A 15,863-nucleotide genomic window follows, 5' to 3' on the forward strand; every position below is an offset into this window, starting at 1 on the left:
GCGTGGCAGCAGTTAGGAGTACCAGCGGCAGAGACTAGTCTACCTTGCCGAATCTCATTTGCAACTCACACCTAAGTGTCAGCGGATCCAGAACCTGCCATCTTCCTGCCTGATAAAACCCTCCCGCTCGAGCTGTGCCAGGTTGCGCGCCAGCAGCGCTCCTTCCAGGGTGAGCTTTTCCTCCAACCGCCCCAGGGGCACCCCCGGCTCGGCCAGGATCGCCCTCAAGATCAGGCTGCGCTGCTCGCGGTTGGAGCCCCGAAACGGCGACTGGCGCACGTGGTGTGCGCTCTTGCGGCTCGGGTTGGCCCGGCCGCGCTTGAGGGACGCGCCGTAGTCCATCAGCGCGTAGTACCATTGGCGCGGGTCGTCCCGGTCCAGGGTGAGCTCGACCAGGGGAAGGATCTCGGCGTCGCGCACCGACTCGCTGTCCGGGAAAAAGTGGTGGATGAAGACGGACCGGATGTTGGTCTCGATGAAGGGAGTGGCGATGCCGAAGGCGAAGGCGGCGACGGCGCGGGCGGTGTAGGGGCCGATGCCCGGCAGCGACTCCAGCTGTGCCACCTCGCACGGAAGCGTTCCTGCGAAGCGCTCCAGCACTGCACGGGCGCACAGTTGCAGCGATACCGCCCGCCGGTTGTAGCCCAGCCCCTGCCAAAGCGACAGCACGCGGGAGAGTTCCGCCTCGGCCAGTTCCTGCCAGGTGGGGAATACCGCCAGGAACTCGAGGTACTTGTCGCGCACCCGGTCCACCTGGGTCTGCTGCAGCATGATCTCCGACACCAGGATGGCGTACGGGTCGTGGGTCTCCCGCCAGGGGAGGCGCCGCCCCTGGCTGCGGTAGTGGTCGAGGACCGTGTGCCGAAACAGGTTCAGGTCTGCTGTCGTAACAGTTTCATGCATCTGCCGCCTCCACAGCGCCGTCGGCGTCCTTCCGCTCGGCCCGTCCGCGATTGTAGCGGCTTTGCTCTCGGTAACCAATATAAATCGAGCCCCCCCTGTCCGGCGTAATTTCACGTGCTCGGCAGGATGGCTGCCCCACAAAGCGCTCCCGGTGCGCATTTCCCTTTGTGAAGGTTCACCTGGGAATTTCGCGGATTGTTGGGTGCCGCTCCCTAGCGCTACACGTGGCCAGGATTCCCCCCTTTGCCTGTGCTTTCACCCCATTTACCCTTTGACATCCCCCGGCCACTACCTTAACCTGTCGCCTCACCTCCACCGTAGCAAGGTCACGACATGCACAGCAGATTTTCACCTGCCCTCACCGGCGCCCTGGCCATGGTCATCTGCGGCTTTTTATGGAGCCTCGCCGGCCTGTTCATCAAGATCCTAAACTGGAACCCTTTTCTCATCGCCGGATTGAGGAGCCTGATCGCCTTCCTGTTCCTTTTTGCCCTGGTCGGCACGGTGCGTCTCAAGTGGTCCCGTCCGCTCCTTGGCGCCGCCCTCGCCAACGCGGCCACCATGCTTTTGTTCGTCGCTGCCAACAAGACCACCACCGCGGCCAACGCCATTTTGCTGCAGTACCTGGCACCCGTGTTCACCGCCATTTTCAGCGTCGTGTTCCTCAAGGAGCACCTGTACCGCGAGCAGGTGCTCGCCCTGGTCATGACCCTCGTCGGCATGGTGGTGCTGTTTTTGGACCGCCTTTCTCCGGGACAGCTCCTCGGCAACCTCATGGCCCTCACCTCGGCCTTCACCTTTGCGCTGATGTTCATCTTCACCCGGATGCAAAAGGACGGAGACCCGCTGCAGTCGTTCATGGCCTCCCACGCCGTGGCCGCCCTGGTCGCCTTGGGCGTTGCCGTCTTCCTCCCCCTCCCTGTCTTCACCGCCAAGGGGATCGGCAGCATCCTCATCCTCGGCGTGGTGCAGATCGGCCTGGCCGCGTTCTTCTTTTCCTACGGTATAAAACGGATCTCGGCCGTCACCGCCAACCTCCTGGCCGTCATCGAGCCGGTGTTCAACCCGGTCTGGGTCTTCCTGGTCCTCGGTGAAGCACCAACCGCCAACACCCTGGTCGGCGGCGCGCTCATCCTCGGCTCCGTCACCCTCGCCAGCTTGATCAGCGCCCGCAGGGTTCCCAAATATCCCTTAGCCTCCTCTTAAAATCCTATTGCAGCAAAAAAAGCAAAGGTATATATTGCCGCATGACTTGCGCGGGTTTACCTGCGTCGGTCACCACACCGCGAGGTGTACCTTTGTCAGAAACTGAGGAGGAGAGTAATGCCTGATTGCGAGCTTTTGTCCGGATGCATTTTCTTCAACGACAAGATGTCCAACATGCCGTCCACCAGCACCGTGTTCAAGATGATGTACTGCAATGACAATTTCGAGGGATGTGCGCGTTACATGGTGCGCAAGCAGCTGGGAAAGGATGCCGTCCCTGAGGACCTCTTCCCCAACCAGGCTGACCGGGCCAGGGAGGTCCTGGGCAGGGGTTGACATCGCACGGCGGGAGTTGTATAGAACCGTGTTGGCAAGGTAGCGCTTAAGCACAGATAAAAGGCCGCGGGAATCCGAGGCCTTTTTTAGTGCTGCAGGGAACCCGCAGTGGCCAGAGGTAGAGGGGAAATGGTTTCAGCAGAACACGATGCATTGAAAAGGGGAGCGGCCCGGCTATCGGTGGCCTCGAACGCGACGCTGGTGGTGGCCAAGCTGGCAGTGGGCATGATCACCGGATCGGTCTCGGTGCTGTCCGAGGCGGTCCACTCCGGCGTCGACCTCGTCGCCGCGGGGATCGCCTGGTACTCGGTGCGGGAGTCGGGCAAGCCCGCCGACGAGGACCACCACTACGGCCACGGCAAGATCGAGAACGTCGCCGGCACCATCGAGGCCGTCCTCATCTTCGGCGCCGCCTTCTACATCATCTGGGAGGCGGTCCAAAAGCTTCGCGCCGGGGTGGTGGAAATCGAGGGGCTGGGGCTGGGTGCGGCGGTTATGGCCGTCTCGGCGATCGCCAACTACCTCGTCTCCCGACACCTGTTGAACGTCGCCGCCGCCACCGACTCGGTGGCACTGGAAGCCGACGCCATGCACCTGCGCACCGACGTCTACACCTCGGCCGGCGTCTTGGGCGGACTGGTTGCCATCAAGCTCACCGGCATCCCGATGCTCGACCCGCTGGTCGCCATCGTGGTCGCGCTCATGATCATCAAGGCGGCCTGGGACCTGACCCAGAGCGCGTTCTTCCACATCCTCGACGTGAAACTGCCGGAAGAAGAGGAGGCGGTCATCCACGATGTGCTGGAGCACTACCGCGAGCACCTCATCGAGTACCACAAGCTGCGCACCCGCAAATCGGGACACCTGCGCTACATCGACATGCACCTCGTGGTCCCCCGGCAGATGACCGTGGAGGCGGCGCACACGCTGAGCCACGAGATCACCGCCCAGATCGAGCAGCGGCTACCCTACAGCCACATCCTGGTGCACCTCGAGCCCTGCCCCGGCGGCTGCGACCGCTGCACGCTTGAGTGTCCCAAGCTTCCGCCAGGTGACCGCTAGGCCGGCGGCAGATCGCCCTTTCAATCGGCCTGTTCGCCCTTCGGCAGGTCCTCCACGTCCCTCTTCCCCGGGATGGTGAAGTAAAAGGTGGCCCCCTCACCGACCTTGCCTTCGGCCCAGATCCTTCCCCCGTGCCGCTTGACGATCCGGTGCGAAGTCGCCAGTCCGATCCCCGCCCCGTCGAACTCGGCGGAGCCGTGCAGCCTTTCAAAGGCCCGGAAGAGCTTGTGCCGATAGGCCATGTCGAAGCCGGCCCCGTTGTCCTGGACGAAGATAACCTGCTCTCCCTCCTTCTCGCAGGTCCCGAATTCGATACGAGCCTGCTCTTTTTTGGCGGTGTACTTCCAGGCGTTGCCGATCAGGTTCTCAATCAACTGCCGCAACAGGGAGCGGTCACCCCAGGCCATGACCTGCTCCTGCACCACGGCCTCCACCTCGCGTTGCGGCTCGGTCTCGCGGAACATCCGCAGTGCCTGCCGCACCAGTTCGCTCAGGTCGACCGAGTCGAACACCATGGTTGCCCGGCTCATTCTCGACAGCTCCAGCAGCTGGTCGATCATCGATCCCATCCTGCTCGAGGCGCCCTGGATCCGGTGCAGGTAGGTCCTTGCTTCTGCGCACAGTTGTTCCCCGTAATCCTCTTCGATCATGGAGCTGTAGCTGTTTATGTGCCGCAACGGCGCACGCAGGTCGTGCGATACCGAATAGCTGAAGGCTTCCTGCTCCCGGATCGCCTCCTCCAGTTCTGCCGTCCTTTCCCTGACCCGCTGATCCAGTCCCGCGTTGAGGGCAGTGATCTTCTCTTCGTGCCGCTTGCGCTCGCTGATGTCACGCAGGTTCACGAAGGAGCCGCCTGAATCGTCCAGCAGCACCGAGCTTATCTCGGCGATGAAGGGAGTACCGTCCTTCCTCAGGCAGGTAAGCTCGCGTCTCACCTTGCCCAGTACCGCCCTCTCCCTGAGAAAGCCCATCAGGCGCCGCTCCTCGGGGTGGATGAGCGGCTTGCGGCCCCGGGCCCGGAATTCCGCCTCCGTCATGCCGAACATGTCGCAGGCAGCACCGTTGGCGGCCAGGATGGTGCCGTTCGGGCCGGCCACGAGGATCGCGTCCATGCTGTTTTCGAAGAGGTCGCGGTAGCGGCTTTCGCTGCGGCGCAGCGCTTCCTCGGTTTTCTTGCGCTCGCTCACCTCTTTAAGCAGCGCCGCGTTGCGCTCCTCAAGCTCCCTCGTCCGCTGTTCGACCAGCGCCTCCAGGTGGCGGCGATACTGCAGCAGTTCCCGCTCCACCATCTTTTGCTCGGAGATGTCGAACACGACGCCGATGTAGATCGGCCCGTCCTCGGTTAGAGGCCGTCCGCGTGACAAGAGCCAGCGCTCGCTCTCCTCCTGGTCCCAGACCCGCCACTCGACTTCGATTTCCCCCCTGGAACGCACCGCTTCCCGCACGGTCTGCTCGATCCGGTCGCGGTCTTCAGGATGAACCGCCCGGCGCCAGGAGTCGTACGACGGCTTGCAACTGCGCGGGGAAAGCCCGTACAGCTTCCAGAGCCCTTCGCTCCAGACGGTTTCGTTGGTGGCCGTGTTCCACTCCCACGCGCCGGCATGCGCCGCCTGGTAGGCATGCTTTAGCCGCGCCGCCCCGGCCCGCAGCGCTTCCTCGGTGCGCTTGCGCTCCGTAATGTTCTGCAGCGTGGTCAGGGCGTACTCGCCCTCGGCCATGGTGATTACATTCACGTTGGTGAGCACCGTGACCGGCTGTCCCGACCTGGCGTAGAGAGTCTGCTCCAGGTTGACGACACTTCTGCGCCTGGCCAGTGCAGCGAGCACCGGGCCCCACTCCTCCGCTTCCCTGCTGATGCAGACGTCCACGAAAGTCCTCCCCCTCAGTTCCTCCTTGGTGTAGCCGAAGAGTTTGAGGAAGGCGTGATTGGCATCGATGAATGTATGCTCCGGAAGCTTGGTGAGTACTGCGGGGAGAGAAGCCTTGGTGAAAAAGAGGCGAAAATTGTCGTTACTGGTTGAAGGAAAGGATTTTACTCTTCTGACACTTGTTCGGGATGCCGTTACAGGTATCATGACAGGAAAACTCCCATTTCGTGACAGTTCAACAGACGGCGTTTAATCAAAACTACCGTATAGCTTAACTAAGTCAATGAGTGTTCCTTCCCGCCTGTCCGTTGCTCCGCAGACCGGCAGCTGACGACAAGGCGGATGTCGACTGCCGCTGGGCTGCCCTGTTTCCCGGTTCGGCTTTACGCGCCGAGGCCTGTCTGGCGCGGCTTTTTGGTAGCCGCAGACCGGCAAAGAAAAAGGGGCGTCTCAGTTCGAAACGCCCCGGTAGCGGCTGCCGCATGGCAAGCCGTCTTCTCCATTTTGTTGATGAGATTTCGTTAAATCCCTCCGATACGAGCCGAAGATCGGGGGGGGGGGGGAAGTCTCAGGCGCCCACCCCGCAGGTGAAGATCCTCAAGTACTGCTGCACCAGGTCCTCGTCCCGCTCCGGCGAGTGGCTGATCAGGTTCTCGGTGGCAAGGCTGCTCAAAAAGAAGTAATTCACCATCCCCGCCAGCGCCAGCGCCGCGTTGGTCGGGTCCACATCCTCACGGAACCTCTTCTGCCGTTTCCCTTCTTCGATCGCCTGCGCCATGATCACGATCACCTCGTCGATGACCGGCATGACCAGCGTGCTGAAAAAAGCCGTCGGGTTGGTTAGCTCACTGGTGTAGAAGCGCAGCAGGTACGGGTTGTCCCGGTGCCTGCGGAAGGTCCAGCGCAGGTAGCTCTCCACCATCTCCACCGGGTCGCTCACCCGCTCCCTGATGGCGTGAATCTCCGCGAAACAGGCGAACTGCCGCTGCAGCACCGCGGAGTAAAGCCCTTCCTTCCCCCCGAAATGGTACGAGATCATCGAGATGCTCGCTCCTGCCGCCTGGGAAAGCTCACGGATGCTCACGCCGTGCAGCCCCCGCTCCGAGAAGAGCTGCGTCGCCACATCCAATAACTTCTTGTTGCACTCCGTTTTTTCCATTGCCTACCCCGGCCGATTGATTTGCGCGCGCCAACATTAGCAAAAAAGCCCGCCAAATACCAATTCTATATTGCAAATAAAACATCGTACTGTTATGTTGTATTCGCCCGAACGATCGTTCGATAACGCTTATTAATCTTCCCGTCGCGAGCACGGGATCACATCAGCAAAGGAGGATCCAGATTAATGTCTGAATTGCACAACAGGATCAGAAAGTCCAGCCTTCACTCCCGGATCACCACCGTCGACCAGGTAATACCGATGTTCAAAAACGGCATGAGCCTCGGCTGGTCCGGCTTCACCCCCGCCGGCTATCCCAAGGCGGTACCCATCGCCCTCGCCGACCACGTCGAGAAGAACCAGCTGCAGGGCAAACTGAGATTCAACCTCTTCATCGGCGCCTCCGTCGGCGTCGAGACCGAAGACCGCTGGGCCTCGCTGGACATGATCGACCGCCGCTGGCCCTACCAGACCGGCAAGAACATCCAGGCCGGCATCAACGAGGGGCGCATCCGCATGGGTGACAAGCACCTCTCCATGTTCGCGCAGGATCTGGGCTACGGCTTCTACACCAAGGACAACGGCGGCCGGCTCGACCTCGCCATCATCGAGTGCTCCGCCATCACCGAAAACGGCGACCTCGTCCTCACCGCCTCCTGCGGCGCCGTGCCCGAGATCGTTCAGATCGCCGACAAGATCATCATCGAGATCAACACCTCGATCCCCAACTTCGAAGGTCTGCATGACATCGTCGAGCCGATCACCCCGCCCAACCGCCTCCCGTACCTCATCTGCCGCGTCGACGACCGCGCCGGCTCCCCTTACGTCCGCGTCGATAACGACAAGATCGTCGCCATCGTCGAGTCGGACAAGGCGGACAACGGCCGCGCCTTCAGCGAGCAGGACGACACCTCGGAAGCGATCGCCGCGCACATCATCGACTTCTTCTCCGCCGAGGTGAAGGCCGGGCGCCTGCCGAAAAACCTCCTGCCGCTGCAGTCCGGGGTCGGCTCCATCGCCAATGCCGTCATCGGCGGCCTGGCCAACGGCCCCTTCACCGAGTTGAAGGTCTGGACCGAAGTGCTGCAGGACACCATGCTCGACTTCTTCGACTCCGGCAAGCTCGACTTCGCCTCCACCGTGTCGCTCTCCTTCTCCGTGGACGGCTTCAAGCGCTTCTACGGCAACTGGGACAAGTACTCGAACAAGGTGATGATGCGTCCGCTCTCCATCGCCAACCACCCCGAGCCGATCCGCCGCCTTGGCTGCATCGCCATGAACACCCCGGTCGAGTTCGACATCTACGCCCACGCCAACTCGACCCTGGTCGGCGGCACCAGGATGATCAACGGCATCGGCGGTTCCGGCGACTTCCTGAGAAACGCCTACCTCTCCATCATGCACACGCCGTCGGCGCGCCCGACCAAGACCGACCCAACCGGCATCACCTGCGTCGTGCCGCACGTGCCGCACGTCGACCACACCGAGCATGACCTCGACGTCCTGGTCACCGAGCAGGGTCTCGCCGACCTGCGCGGCCTCGATCCCAAGAGCCGCGCCAAGCTCATCATCCAGAAATGCGCGCACCCCGACTACAAGCCGCTCCTCGCCGACTACTTCGAGCGCGCCGCGCACGACTGCCTGGGCAGGAAGGCCGGCCACGAGCCGCAGCTTCTGGACCGCGTTTTCAAGATGCAGGTGAACCTGGCCAAGAAGGGAACCATGAAGATCGACAACTGGGACATCTAGACAGTCGTCATCACACCAAAGCAGGAAAACGGCAGGATGCCCGGGAGGCTCCTGCCGTTTTCTGTTTGAACATGCACAGCACAATGATCTATTGCTACCGATAGATCTTTTTTTCATTCTTAAAATACTGAATCGAATATTCATCTCATGGATTATTTTTTTTGACCGAAATGATGCAATGACTGCACAAGACAGTACTCTTGTTGTCATCGAGGAGGTGATCTATGAGAATAACAATGAGCGACTATGTCGGTAGTAGTTGCGAAGCAGTAAGCAACTCCCACCAGTTTGTCTACCTCTGGTTCCGGACCGGCGGCAATCCCTGCCTTCAGTGTGGCGTGAAAGCGGAAACCTGCGACTGGTATCACCAGTTGGCCCGCACCACGCCCCGGGTTGCCGAAGCCTGAACCTTTTAGGTTAAAAAATTTAAATATTGTTGTACCCTCTAGGGATGGAAAATCTCCGCATCCAGATATGCACCATCCTTGTCCTCGTCCTCGCGGCTGTACCGGCCGCGGCCTTTCCCATCCCCGAGCGCCTGATCTACGAGGCGACCTGGTCCGGCATCAAGGCCGGCTCGGCAATTCTCGAAGTCACCCCCCAGGGCGACGAACTCCGCCTTACCAATACTATCCGGTCGACTGGCGTCGTCTCCGCCTTCTTCAAGATCGATGACCGGATCGAATCCGTCATCACCCGCGCCGGCAAGCCGAAGTTCTTCCGGGAGAACAAACGGGAGGGGAGTTACCGGGCCGCGCGGGAAGCGACCTTCAACTTCACCACGCTCAGGGCCAACAGTGTCGACCTGTTGAAAAAGATCGAACAGACCGATCCCATTACCCCCGGCACCTACGACAGCCTCTCCAGCATCTACTTCATCCGCGCCAGCGATCTACCCCCGGGGCGCTCCCTCTCCTTCGAGATCTACGACACCAAGCACTTGTGGAACACGGAAGTCCGGGTGGTGCAGCGACAGGAAGTAAAAACGCCGCTCGGGAAATTCAAGACCGTGATGGTCACCTCCCGGCTCAGGCACAATGGCGAGGAGGCCAAGGTCGGCAATACCACCTTCTGGTTTACCGATGACAGCCGCAGGATCCCCGTGAAGATAACCAGCACCATGAAGGTAGGCCAGGTTACCCTCACCCTGGTCGGCGGTCTTTAGTCCGTCACCCACGGGGAAAGCAGTTGCGGTTCCCTCCTTCTTTAAGGTACGATGCTCCGAAACCGACATCAGAGTGCGTACCAACCCGATGACAGAAACCATTCCCCACCTGTTCAAGATCCTCCTCGACTGGCTCCCGACGACTTCCGCCATGCAGTCGGTGCTGAAGCTGTTCCTGATCCCCGTGGGAGGCGGCATCCCGGCCGGTGTGCTCCTCGCCAAGGCGAAGGGGCTGGCCTGGCCGGTCACCACGCTCCTCTACCTCGTCTCGGACGTCATCCTTGCCATCGCGTTCGAACCGTTACTGCGCGTGATCGCCTTCGTCTGCGGCAAGATCCCGTTGCTGCGCCGCGTCAGCGCCGCCATACGGGCTGCCAACGCCCGCAGCGCCGCCCAGTTCCAGGTTACGGCGACCGGGCCGGTCGCGCTGATCATGATCGCCTTCGGCGTCGATCCCATGACCGGGCGGGCCTCCGCGCTTGCCGCCGGCCACGGCTTCGTGGCGGGGTGGGCCTTCGCCATTGCGGGGGATATGCTCTACTTCGCCGTCATCGCCTTCACTACACTACGCCTGAACAAGTACATCAAGAACCCGGACACGACCATGTGGATCATCCTGGCACTCATGCTCCTGGTACCGATGGTGGTGCGCAGGATCAGGTCGGGACGCGGATCCTACCAGGCACAGGAGAACAGTGCCTGACACACCACGTAAGCACCACTTTCCTCATTTCTGCCACATTGCTTCCCTATTTCATGAGTAAGGTAATGATGTGCGATGAGGAATCCGCCTGATCCGGGCGCATACCGGAAGGCAGAGCGACAGAGAAGGGGGTAACAATGAAAAGACGGATTTCGTCACTTTTAGTGCTTCTGGCCCTGGGGGGATGCGTGACGGTGCCCACAGGCCCCAGCGTCAAGGTCCTTCCCACCAAGGGCAAGTCCTTCGAGACCTTCATGAAGGAAGACGCCACCTGCCGCCAGTGGGCCAATTCCCAGCTGGGCTCGCCGGTGCAGGAAACCTACGACAAGAACGTGGCGACCAGCGCCGTCGTGGGTACCGCGGTCGGCACCGGCGTGGGCGCAGTGCTCGGTTCCGCCTCGGGCAACACGGGTGCCGGGGCCGCCATCGGCGCCGCAACCGGGCTCCTGTTCGGGACCGCCGCCGGCTCCGGTTCTTCCCAGGTCTACGGCGCGCAGGCGCAGCGCATGTACGACAACGCCTATGTCCAGTGCATGTACACCTACAACAACCAGGTCCCGGGAACCAGGACCGTGGTCGCAGCCCGCCCTGCCCCGCCCCCTCCTGCCCGCGTGGCACCTCCTCCTCCGCCGCCGGTAGCCGAGTCGCCGGTTGTTGCGCCTCCGCCGCCCGAAGAAGTGATGGTGCCGGCCCCTGAGGAGTACGAGGCCGAGCCGCCCGAGTTCGTGTACTCGCCGCAGTTGAACGCCTACGTCGCCGTCGGTGTTCCCTATGACCTCATTTACAGCGGCAACGAATATTACTACTTCTACGGCGGCAACTGGTACCGCGGCGCTTACTATAACGGTCCCTGGAGCTACGTCCCGCGTCGGGCGTACCCACAACTGTTCGTGCGCTACGAAGTAGTCAACATACGGCACTACCGTGATGTCGAGTACCGGCGCTACGTGCGCGACCGGCGCCACTACGACGGCCGGGTCTACCGCCCGGAGTACCGCCGCGTGGTGAGGCATCGTCCCGGCTACTGACCTTCCTCCCGATCGACCAGGGCACCCGGCTTACTCCGGGTGCCTTTTTTGTTGCCCGCACTCTCTCTGTCCCCATTCCGCCACCGCAGCCCGCCACTCTTCTTCCTTCGCGCATTGACATTGTGAAGCATTAGGATACTTTCATTTAGTTCATTGATTGTACCGGTCTTTGCAGCACCAGAGCCACGAGGGGAGCCGCTCCGGCTCAAGAAACGATGCCATCCGTTGCGGCACTGCCGCAGCCAAGGGGGACTGCATGAGAGGCAAAGCGATAGGAGTTGCTCTGGGCGTCGTGGGAATGGTGCTCTGGTTCATGCCGCTGGTAAAGGTGGGTTTCAACGTGTACGTCGTGGGGAAGCAGATCGGGAATGTCAGCTATATCCTGGTGATCGGCTCCCTCGCCTATACCGTTTTTTCCTGCTTCGATCTGCACAAGTTGCGCGTCATCACGGCCACCATATCGACCGCCATCAGCCTGCTGTTGCTTTCCGAGGCCTGGAACTTCGCCGCCTGGGGCCTGTACGGTCTCAACATCGTCTCCGTGGCCAGTTGGCTCGCGGCAGTTTCCGACTGGGACGCGGGCAAGAGATCGGTAGAGGACACCCAAAGCTGAAACTTCCGGAGGGGCAGGAGGGGAAATGGATCACAAGACAAAAGGTGTCCCCAAGCCAATCACCCCCGCAGCGCAGCTTCGATGGCAGCGATATCGATCTTGACCATCTGCATCATCGCGTCGAAGGCGCGTTTGGCTGCTGCGGGATCGGGATCCGTTATTGCCTCGGTCAGCACCACCGGCGTGATCTGCCAGGAGATGCCCCATTTGTCGCGGCACCAGCCGCACACGACCTCCTGACCGCCGTTGCCCACGATGGCGTTCCAGTACCTATCCGTTTCCTCCTGGTCTACGGTGGCGACCTGGAACGAGAAGGCCTCGTTGTGTTTCACCTCAGGCCCGCCGTTGAGCCCCAGGCAAGGGATTCCCATCACGGTGAACTCCACCGTCAATACATCCCCTTTCTTCCCGGACGGGTAGTCGCCCGGCGCCAGGTGCACCGCGTCGACCGATGAATCCGGAAAGGTCTCCGCATAAAAGCGCGCCGCCTCTTCAGCGTCGCCGTCGTACCAAAGGCAGATCGTATTCTTTGCCGGCTTTTCCATAGTCACTTCTCCTTGTGTCATCGCCACCGATGCCGCAGCAGGGCCAAACTCTGACCCTCCCTTTACCCTATCATTCTGTGCCTGGAAAGAAAACAGGCGCACCCCGAAATGGGATGCGCCCTCGTTGAATCACAGGGTAGTATTGCCTGCCCCGCTGAACTACCAGTAGATAAAGGTGCCGATGGCGCCGATGTTGGCGTCCTGGGTGGCGCCGTTGAACCAACGGTCCTGCGCCCAGGTGTATTCGCCGATGACCTGGACAAACGGGGTCACGTTGTAGGTCACCGCGACCACCGCCGCCTGCTGCTTCTGTATGTTCAGGTCGGTGTCGTTGCCTGCCTGCTCAGCCCTGCTCTGGCCGTAGTTGAGGCCCAGTTTCACCACCGGTGTCACTTGGTAAGTCGCCTGGTTCAGGAAGCCCCAGTTGGTTCTCTCCTTGCCGTCCGCGGACAGCGCGTCCGCACCCTGCATGCCCAGCATCCCCAGTGCCTTGCCGCCATAGCAGGAAGTGAGCAACTGGAGACCGCCAAGGTCGAGCTGGACGCCCCCCGCGCCGCCGAGTGAAGTGACGTGACCGCCCGGCCGTACCGCCGGAACCGTGTGCTCAGGCGTGATGCTCCCGTCCGGGTTCAGCGTTACCGGCACGGTCACCGTCTCGGCCGACGAGAAACTCGCCTGCTGGTACAACCCGGAAACCCATGCCTGGAACTTGCCGCCGGTGAAGCCGTTCACGTAGGAGATCTCGCTCTCCAGGCGCGGCACGTTGCGGACAGTGGCTGCACCGATGTTGTTGGTGTCGTTCACGCTGACGGCGACCTTGAAGCCTTTCACCTCCGGAGTGGTGTACCTGAACTGCGCGCCGAAATTGGGGTAGAGGTAGCCGTAGCCGATGTGTCCCATGGTCGGCCCGTTGTCCACCGGCCCGATCACCCCCGCCCCGAACAGGGTCATGTCGGTGAGGATGTTCTTGGCCTGGTACAGGTTGATGGCGCGGCCGGCCAGGACCTGGCCGAAGCTGCCAGTCGCGGTCATGTTGATCTCGCGGAAATCGATGTTGGGCGAGAGGTCGGTGCGGCTGCCGCCGTTGTTCTGCACCTGCGGGTAGAGACCCAGGCGCACCGCGTAGTCCACGCCGTTGGTGGTGGGAGACTGGATGTTGAGGCCGACGCCCACCGGCAGAAGACCCGTCCTCACCCGGAACTGCTGCTGGACCTCACCGGTACCGGTCTGGTCCCCGCCGATCTCGCCGCCGATGACACCAGCCGGGCGCCGCCCGACCGACTCGTACGTGGCGAAGACGTTGAGGAAGCCGTCCGTGGAAAACTTCCACCCGTTGGCCCCGCCTATGTCGAAAGCCTGCACAGATTGCGCGCTCGCTGCGACAGCCAAAACCGCAGCCAGCATTGTTATTTTGCCTTTCTGCATTTTCCCCTCCTGGTTTTATTGATTGCATTACAGTTGCTGAAAGTATGTAAAAGCAGAGTTTCTGTAACAAACGCTGCTGGTTCACATGTTAAAAATCTGTTTTTGTATGACAATATCCGGATGCGTTTTGCTCAACTTCTATCGTTTTAAGCATTTCATTGAATCCAGTCTCTCGGTACAATATTGCGCATACAGTTAAATAGAATGCTTTTATAGCAACTGCCGTACCTACATCGGGCTGGTTGTTGCTATTCCAGTCAGGAATGGACGTTACTCTGTGTAAACAAAGGGGAGTTAGTCAGGGGGGTGTGACGAGATAGGAAAGGAACGTCTGATGGAGTGGAATAAAACGGAACAGCGAGGGCGGTCCAAGCTGGAACACGTGCCGGTTTTGGAACAGTTACCGGCAATGGGCCTTTAACAGGTCAACGACGCTGAGTTTCCGTAGAACTTGTCCTTGCAGGAGGGGCAGATGCCGTGGCTGAACATGGCGTCCGTATGCAAGCTTATATAGGTTTCCAGCTGTTGCCAGCTTTCCTTGTCGTTGCGAATGTTCTTGCAATGCATGCAGATAGGGATGATCCCTTCGAGGTGCTTGACCTTTGCCATGCTCTCTTCCAGCTCCGTCACCTTGTCGGAGAGCCTCATTTGCGCGAGCTTCCTGTCGCTTACGTCGTGGTTGCAGGCGCGCCGCCCGAGACTCCTTCCATCGCCTGACGACACCCTCCGGCAGCTGTGGGAAATCCAGCGCTCGGTGCCGTCCTTGCGTACGATGCGCAGGTCGATCGGTTTCGGGCTCCCGTCCCCGGACACGTGCTGCACTTGGTCTTCGTAAGCGGCGACGTCGTCTGGGTGCAGGATCCTCGTCAGCAGTTCCGGGTCCCGGTAGAACTCCTCCGCGGAGTAGCCGCTCACATCCTCGCATGCAGGGGAGATGTACCTGAGCGCCCCGTCTGGCGCCTGCCAGAACTCCCAGTGCGAGGTGAAATCCGCCACGGTCCGGTAGCGGAGTTCGCTCTCCTGCAGCTTCCGGTTGGCGACGATCAGGCGCACCCCGAGAAAGGCTATCATGAGCCCGCCGATGGAGAGGGCCGCCATCTCCTTGCCGTAACGGGCCCAGACATCCCGGAAGGTGAAGTAAGGGGAGTTCTCAAACGGCGGCATGCGGAGCTCTCTCAAGAGCTCCTCCACCGGAGCGTAGTCCGCCGGAACCGCGAAGCCATGCAGTCCGTTGGGCCTATTCTCATGCTTCATGGCAAGAAGCGCAGCGGCCACCTGGCGCGCCGTATCCTGGTCCGCTTGGGGGAGCGCCACGAATGGCCACTGCGGATAGAGCGGCGTGGAGGTGATGACCGGGTAGCCGGGAAGGGTTTTCCGGTCCAGTATTTTGAGCCGGGAGAGGTCGACTTTTTTCTCCGCCGCCATTTCCTCCAAGACACCGGTCCTGACCATGCCCACGTCGGCGCGGCCGTCGACGACCGCAGCCACCGCCGAATCGTGCGGCATTCCAGTAACCATAAGCTTCCCATCCTCAGGAAGGCGGATCCCGTTCTTGGCTAGCTCGTACGCCTGGGCCTGGTACCCACCGAGCGACCCGGTTCCGACGACGGCGATGCGCTTCCCCTTGACGTCGGTGATGTTCCTGATATCGGCCCGGTCGGCCATGGCGAAGATGACCCCGCCGAACGAGTGAATTTCCGTCTCCCCTTCGTCCTCTATCATGGTCGCCAGGACACCGGACATGCCGTTCGCGTGCCTGAGCTGCACGTAATGTCCCGGGTTGGTGAGGACAAAATCGAGCCTGTGAGCGGCCAGTTCGGCTTCCAATTCGGTGTAGGAATATACGTCGAGGCGCACCTCGCGGTTGGGCAAGGCTTCTTGCAAGTACCGCGCGAGGGGTTGGAATCGGGCTGCCGTCTCAGGTTTTGGTCTGTGTGCCAGAACACCGATTCTTATGGTCGGTTCGGCTGCGGACGATATGGAGACGGGTACAAAACTGAAGGATACGAGAAAAAGCAGGAACAGCACGAGTTTTCTCAGTGTGGGATGTTGCCTTATAAGCATGCGCGCTCCGAACAATCAATGGCTGCATCAAGATTAA

15 protein-coding genes are annotated in these 15,863 nt (G+C 61.0%); 9 read left to right on the top strand and 6 right to left on the bottom strand.

Annotated features, from left to right (window positions below; genetic code table 11):
• Positions 1–78 precede the first annotated feature (78 nt).
• Entirely contained in the window at positions 79–903 is an 825-nt protein-coding gene (locus tag K7R21_RS13495) for an HhH-GPD family protein (RefSeq protein ID WP_224983821.1), read from the bottom strand.
• A 333-nt stretch (positions 904–1,236) separates the two neighbouring features.
• On the opposite strand from K7R21_RS13495, the gene K7R21_RS13500 reads away from it, so the two are divergent.
• From K7R21_RS13500 to K7R21_RS13510, 3 genes are all read left to right on the top strand, one after another.
• Positions 1,237–2,109 (top strand): DMT family transporter, encoded by an 873-nt coding sequence (locus K7R21_RS13500; RefSeq protein ID WP_224983822.1) that lies wholly within the window; start codon positions 1,237–1,239, stop codon positions 2,107–2,109.
• A gap of 117 nt (positions 2,110–2,226) precedes the next feature.
• Complete coding sequence (locus K7R21_RS13505; RefSeq protein ID WP_224983823.1) at positions 2,227–2,445, top strand: hypothetical protein; 219 nt, start codon at positions 2,227–2,229, stop codon at positions 2,443–2,445.
• Positions 2,446–2,574: 129 nt separating this feature from the next.
• Positions 2,575–3,507 carry a cation diffusion facilitator family transporter gene (locus K7R21_RS13510; protein ID WP_224983824.1) on the top strand — a complete coding sequence of 311 codons (933 nt, stop codon included), beginning with the start codon at positions 2,575–2,577 and terminating at the stop codon, positions 3,505–3,507.
• A 20-nt stretch (positions 3,508–3,527) separates the two neighbouring features.
• Here K7R21_RS13510 and K7R21_RS13515 read toward each other — a convergent pair whose 3' ends face one another.
• Positions 3,528–5,582 (bottom strand): PAS domain-containing sensor histidine kinase, encoded by a 2,055-nt coding sequence (locus K7R21_RS13515; RefSeq protein ID WP_224983825.1) that lies wholly within the window; start codon positions 5,580–5,582, stop codon positions 3,528–3,530.
• A gap of 361 nt (positions 5,583–5,943) precedes the next feature.
• Complete coding sequence (locus tag K7R21_RS13520) at positions 5,944–6,534, bottom strand: TetR/AcrR family transcriptional regulator (protein WP_224983826.1); 591 nt, start codon at positions 6,532–6,534, stop codon at positions 5,944–5,946.
• Positions 6,535–6,720: 186 nt separating this feature from the next.
• Here K7R21_RS13520 and K7R21_RS13525 point away from each other — a divergent pair, with 186 nt between their 5' ends.
• The 6 genes from K7R21_RS13525 (at position 6,721) to K7R21_RS13550 (ending at position 11,792) form a co-directional block, all read left to right on the top strand.
• On the top strand, positions 6,721–8,283 hold the full coding sequence (locus K7R21_RS13525) for an acetyl-CoA hydrolase/transferase C-terminal domain-containing protein (RefSeq protein WP_224983827.1): 1,563 nt from the start codon (positions 6,721–6,723) through the stop codon (positions 8,281–8,283).
• 224 nt (positions 8,284–8,507) lie between these two features.
• Positions 8,508–8,690 carry a hypothetical protein gene (locus tag K7R21_RS13530; RefSeq protein ID WP_224983828.1) on the top strand — a complete coding sequence of 61 codons (183 nt, stop codon included), beginning with the start codon at positions 8,508–8,510 and terminating at the stop codon, positions 8,688–8,690.
• 44 nt (positions 8,691–8,734) lie between these two features.
• Positions 8,735–9,448 (top strand): DUF3108 domain-containing protein, encoded by a 714-nt coding sequence (locus K7R21_RS13535; protein ID WP_224983829.1) that lies wholly within the window; start codon positions 8,735–8,737, stop codon positions 9,446–9,448.
• An 88-nt stretch (positions 9,449–9,536) separates the two neighbouring features.
• Positions 9,537–10,151 (top strand): hypothetical protein, encoded by a 615-nt coding sequence (locus K7R21_RS13540; RefSeq protein WP_224983830.1) that lies wholly within the window; start codon positions 9,537–9,539, stop codon positions 10,149–10,151.
• A gap of 137 nt (positions 10,152–10,288) precedes the next feature.
• Entirely contained in the window at positions 10,289–11,179 is an 891-nt protein-coding gene (locus K7R21_RS13545; RefSeq protein ID WP_224983831.1) for a YMGG-like glycine zipper-containing protein, read from the top strand.
• Between the two features lie 256 nt (positions 11,180–11,435).
• Positions 11,436–11,792, top strand: a complete 357-nt coding sequence (locus K7R21_RS13550) for a hypothetical protein (protein WP_224983832.1) — start codon at positions 11,436–11,438, stop codon at positions 11,790–11,792.
• 59 nt (positions 11,793–11,851) lie between these two features.
• Here the strand turns inward: K7R21_RS13550 and K7R21_RS13555 are convergent, their stop codons facing one another.
• From K7R21_RS13555 to K7R21_RS13565, 3 genes are all read right to left on the bottom strand, one after another.
• Positions 11,852–12,337 carry a VOC family protein gene (locus K7R21_RS13555; protein ID WP_224983833.1) on the bottom strand — a complete coding sequence of 162 codons (486 nt, stop codon included), beginning with the start codon at positions 12,335–12,337 and terminating at the stop codon, positions 11,852–11,854.
• Positions 12,338–12,496: 159 nt separating this feature from the next.
• Entirely contained in the window at positions 12,497–13,762 is a 1,266-nt protein-coding gene (locus tag K7R21_RS13560) for a porin family protein (protein ID WP_224983834.1), read from the bottom strand.
• A gap of 417 nt (positions 13,763–14,179) precedes the next feature.
• Entirely contained in the window at positions 14,180–15,826 is a 1,647-nt protein-coding gene (locus K7R21_RS13565; protein WP_224983835.1) for a PhnD/SsuA/transferrin family substrate-binding protein, read from the bottom strand.
• Positions 15,827–15,863 lie beyond the last annotated feature (37 nt).

This window comes from Geomonas agri, from assembly GCF_020179605.1.
Classification (GTDB): domain Bacteria; phylum Desulfobacterota; class Desulfuromonadia; order Geobacterales; family Geobacteraceae; genus Geomonas; species Geomonas agri.

Excerpts from the sequence above, each read along its gene's own strand:
- K7R21_RS13515 (WP_224983825.1), bottom strand. The coding sequence starts at position 5,582 with ATGATACCTGTAACGGCATCCCGAACAAGTGTCAGAAGAGTAAAATCC.
- K7R21_RS13540 (WP_224983830.1), top strand. The coding sequence starts at position 9,537 with ATGACAGAAACCATTCCCCACCTGTTCAAGATCCTCCTCGACTGGCTC.
- K7R21_RS13495 (WP_224983821.1), bottom strand. The coding sequence starts at position 903 with ATGCATGAAACTGTTACGACAGCAGACCTGAACCTGTTTCGGCACACG.
- K7R21_RS13520 (WP_224983826.1), bottom strand. The coding sequence starts at position 6,534 with ATGGAAAAAACGGAGTGCAACAAGAAGTTATTGGATGTGGCGACGCAG.
- K7R21_RS13530 (WP_224983828.1), top strand. The coding sequence starts at position 8,508 with ATGAGAATAACAATGAGCGACTATGTCGGTAGTAGTTGCGAAGCAGTA.
- K7R21_RS13500 (WP_224983822.1), top strand. The coding sequence starts at position 1,237 with ATGCACAGCAGATTTTCACCTGCCCTCACCGGCGCCCTGGCCATGGTC.
- K7R21_RS13505 (WP_224983823.1), top strand. The coding sequence starts at position 2,227 with ATGCCTGATTGCGAGCTTTTGTCCGGATGCATTTTCTTCAACGACAAG.
- K7R21_RS13565 (WP_224983835.1), bottom strand. The coding sequence starts at position 15,826 with ATGCTTATAAGGCAACATCCCACACTGAGAAAACTCGTGCTGTTCCTG.
- K7R21_RS13545 (WP_224983831.1), top strand. The coding sequence starts at position 10,289 with ATGAAAAGACGGATTTCGTCACTTTTAGTGCTTCTGGCCCTGGGGGGA.
- K7R21_RS13560 (WP_224983834.1), bottom strand. The coding sequence starts at position 13,762 with ATGCAGAAAGGCAAAATAACAATGCTGGCTGCGGTTTTGGCTGTCGCA.
- K7R21_RS13525 (WP_224983827.1), top strand. The coding sequence starts at position 6,721 with ATGTCTGAATTGCACAACAGGATCAGAAAGTCCAGCCTTCACTCCCGG.
- K7R21_RS13550 (WP_224983832.1), top strand. The coding sequence starts at position 11,436 with ATGAGAGGCAAAGCGATAGGAGTTGCTCTGGGCGTCGTGGGAATGGTG.
- K7R21_RS13555 (WP_224983833.1), bottom strand. The coding sequence starts at position 12,337 with ATGGAAAAGCCGGCAAAGAATACGATCTGCCTTTGGTACGACGGCGAC.
- K7R21_RS13510 (WP_224983824.1), top strand. The coding sequence starts at position 2,575 with ATGGTTTCAGCAGAACACGATGCATTGAAAAGGGGAGCGGCCCGGCTA.
- K7R21_RS13535 (WP_224983829.1), top strand. The coding sequence starts at position 8,735 with ATGGAAAATCTCCGCATCCAGATATGCACCATCCTTGTCCTCGTCCTC.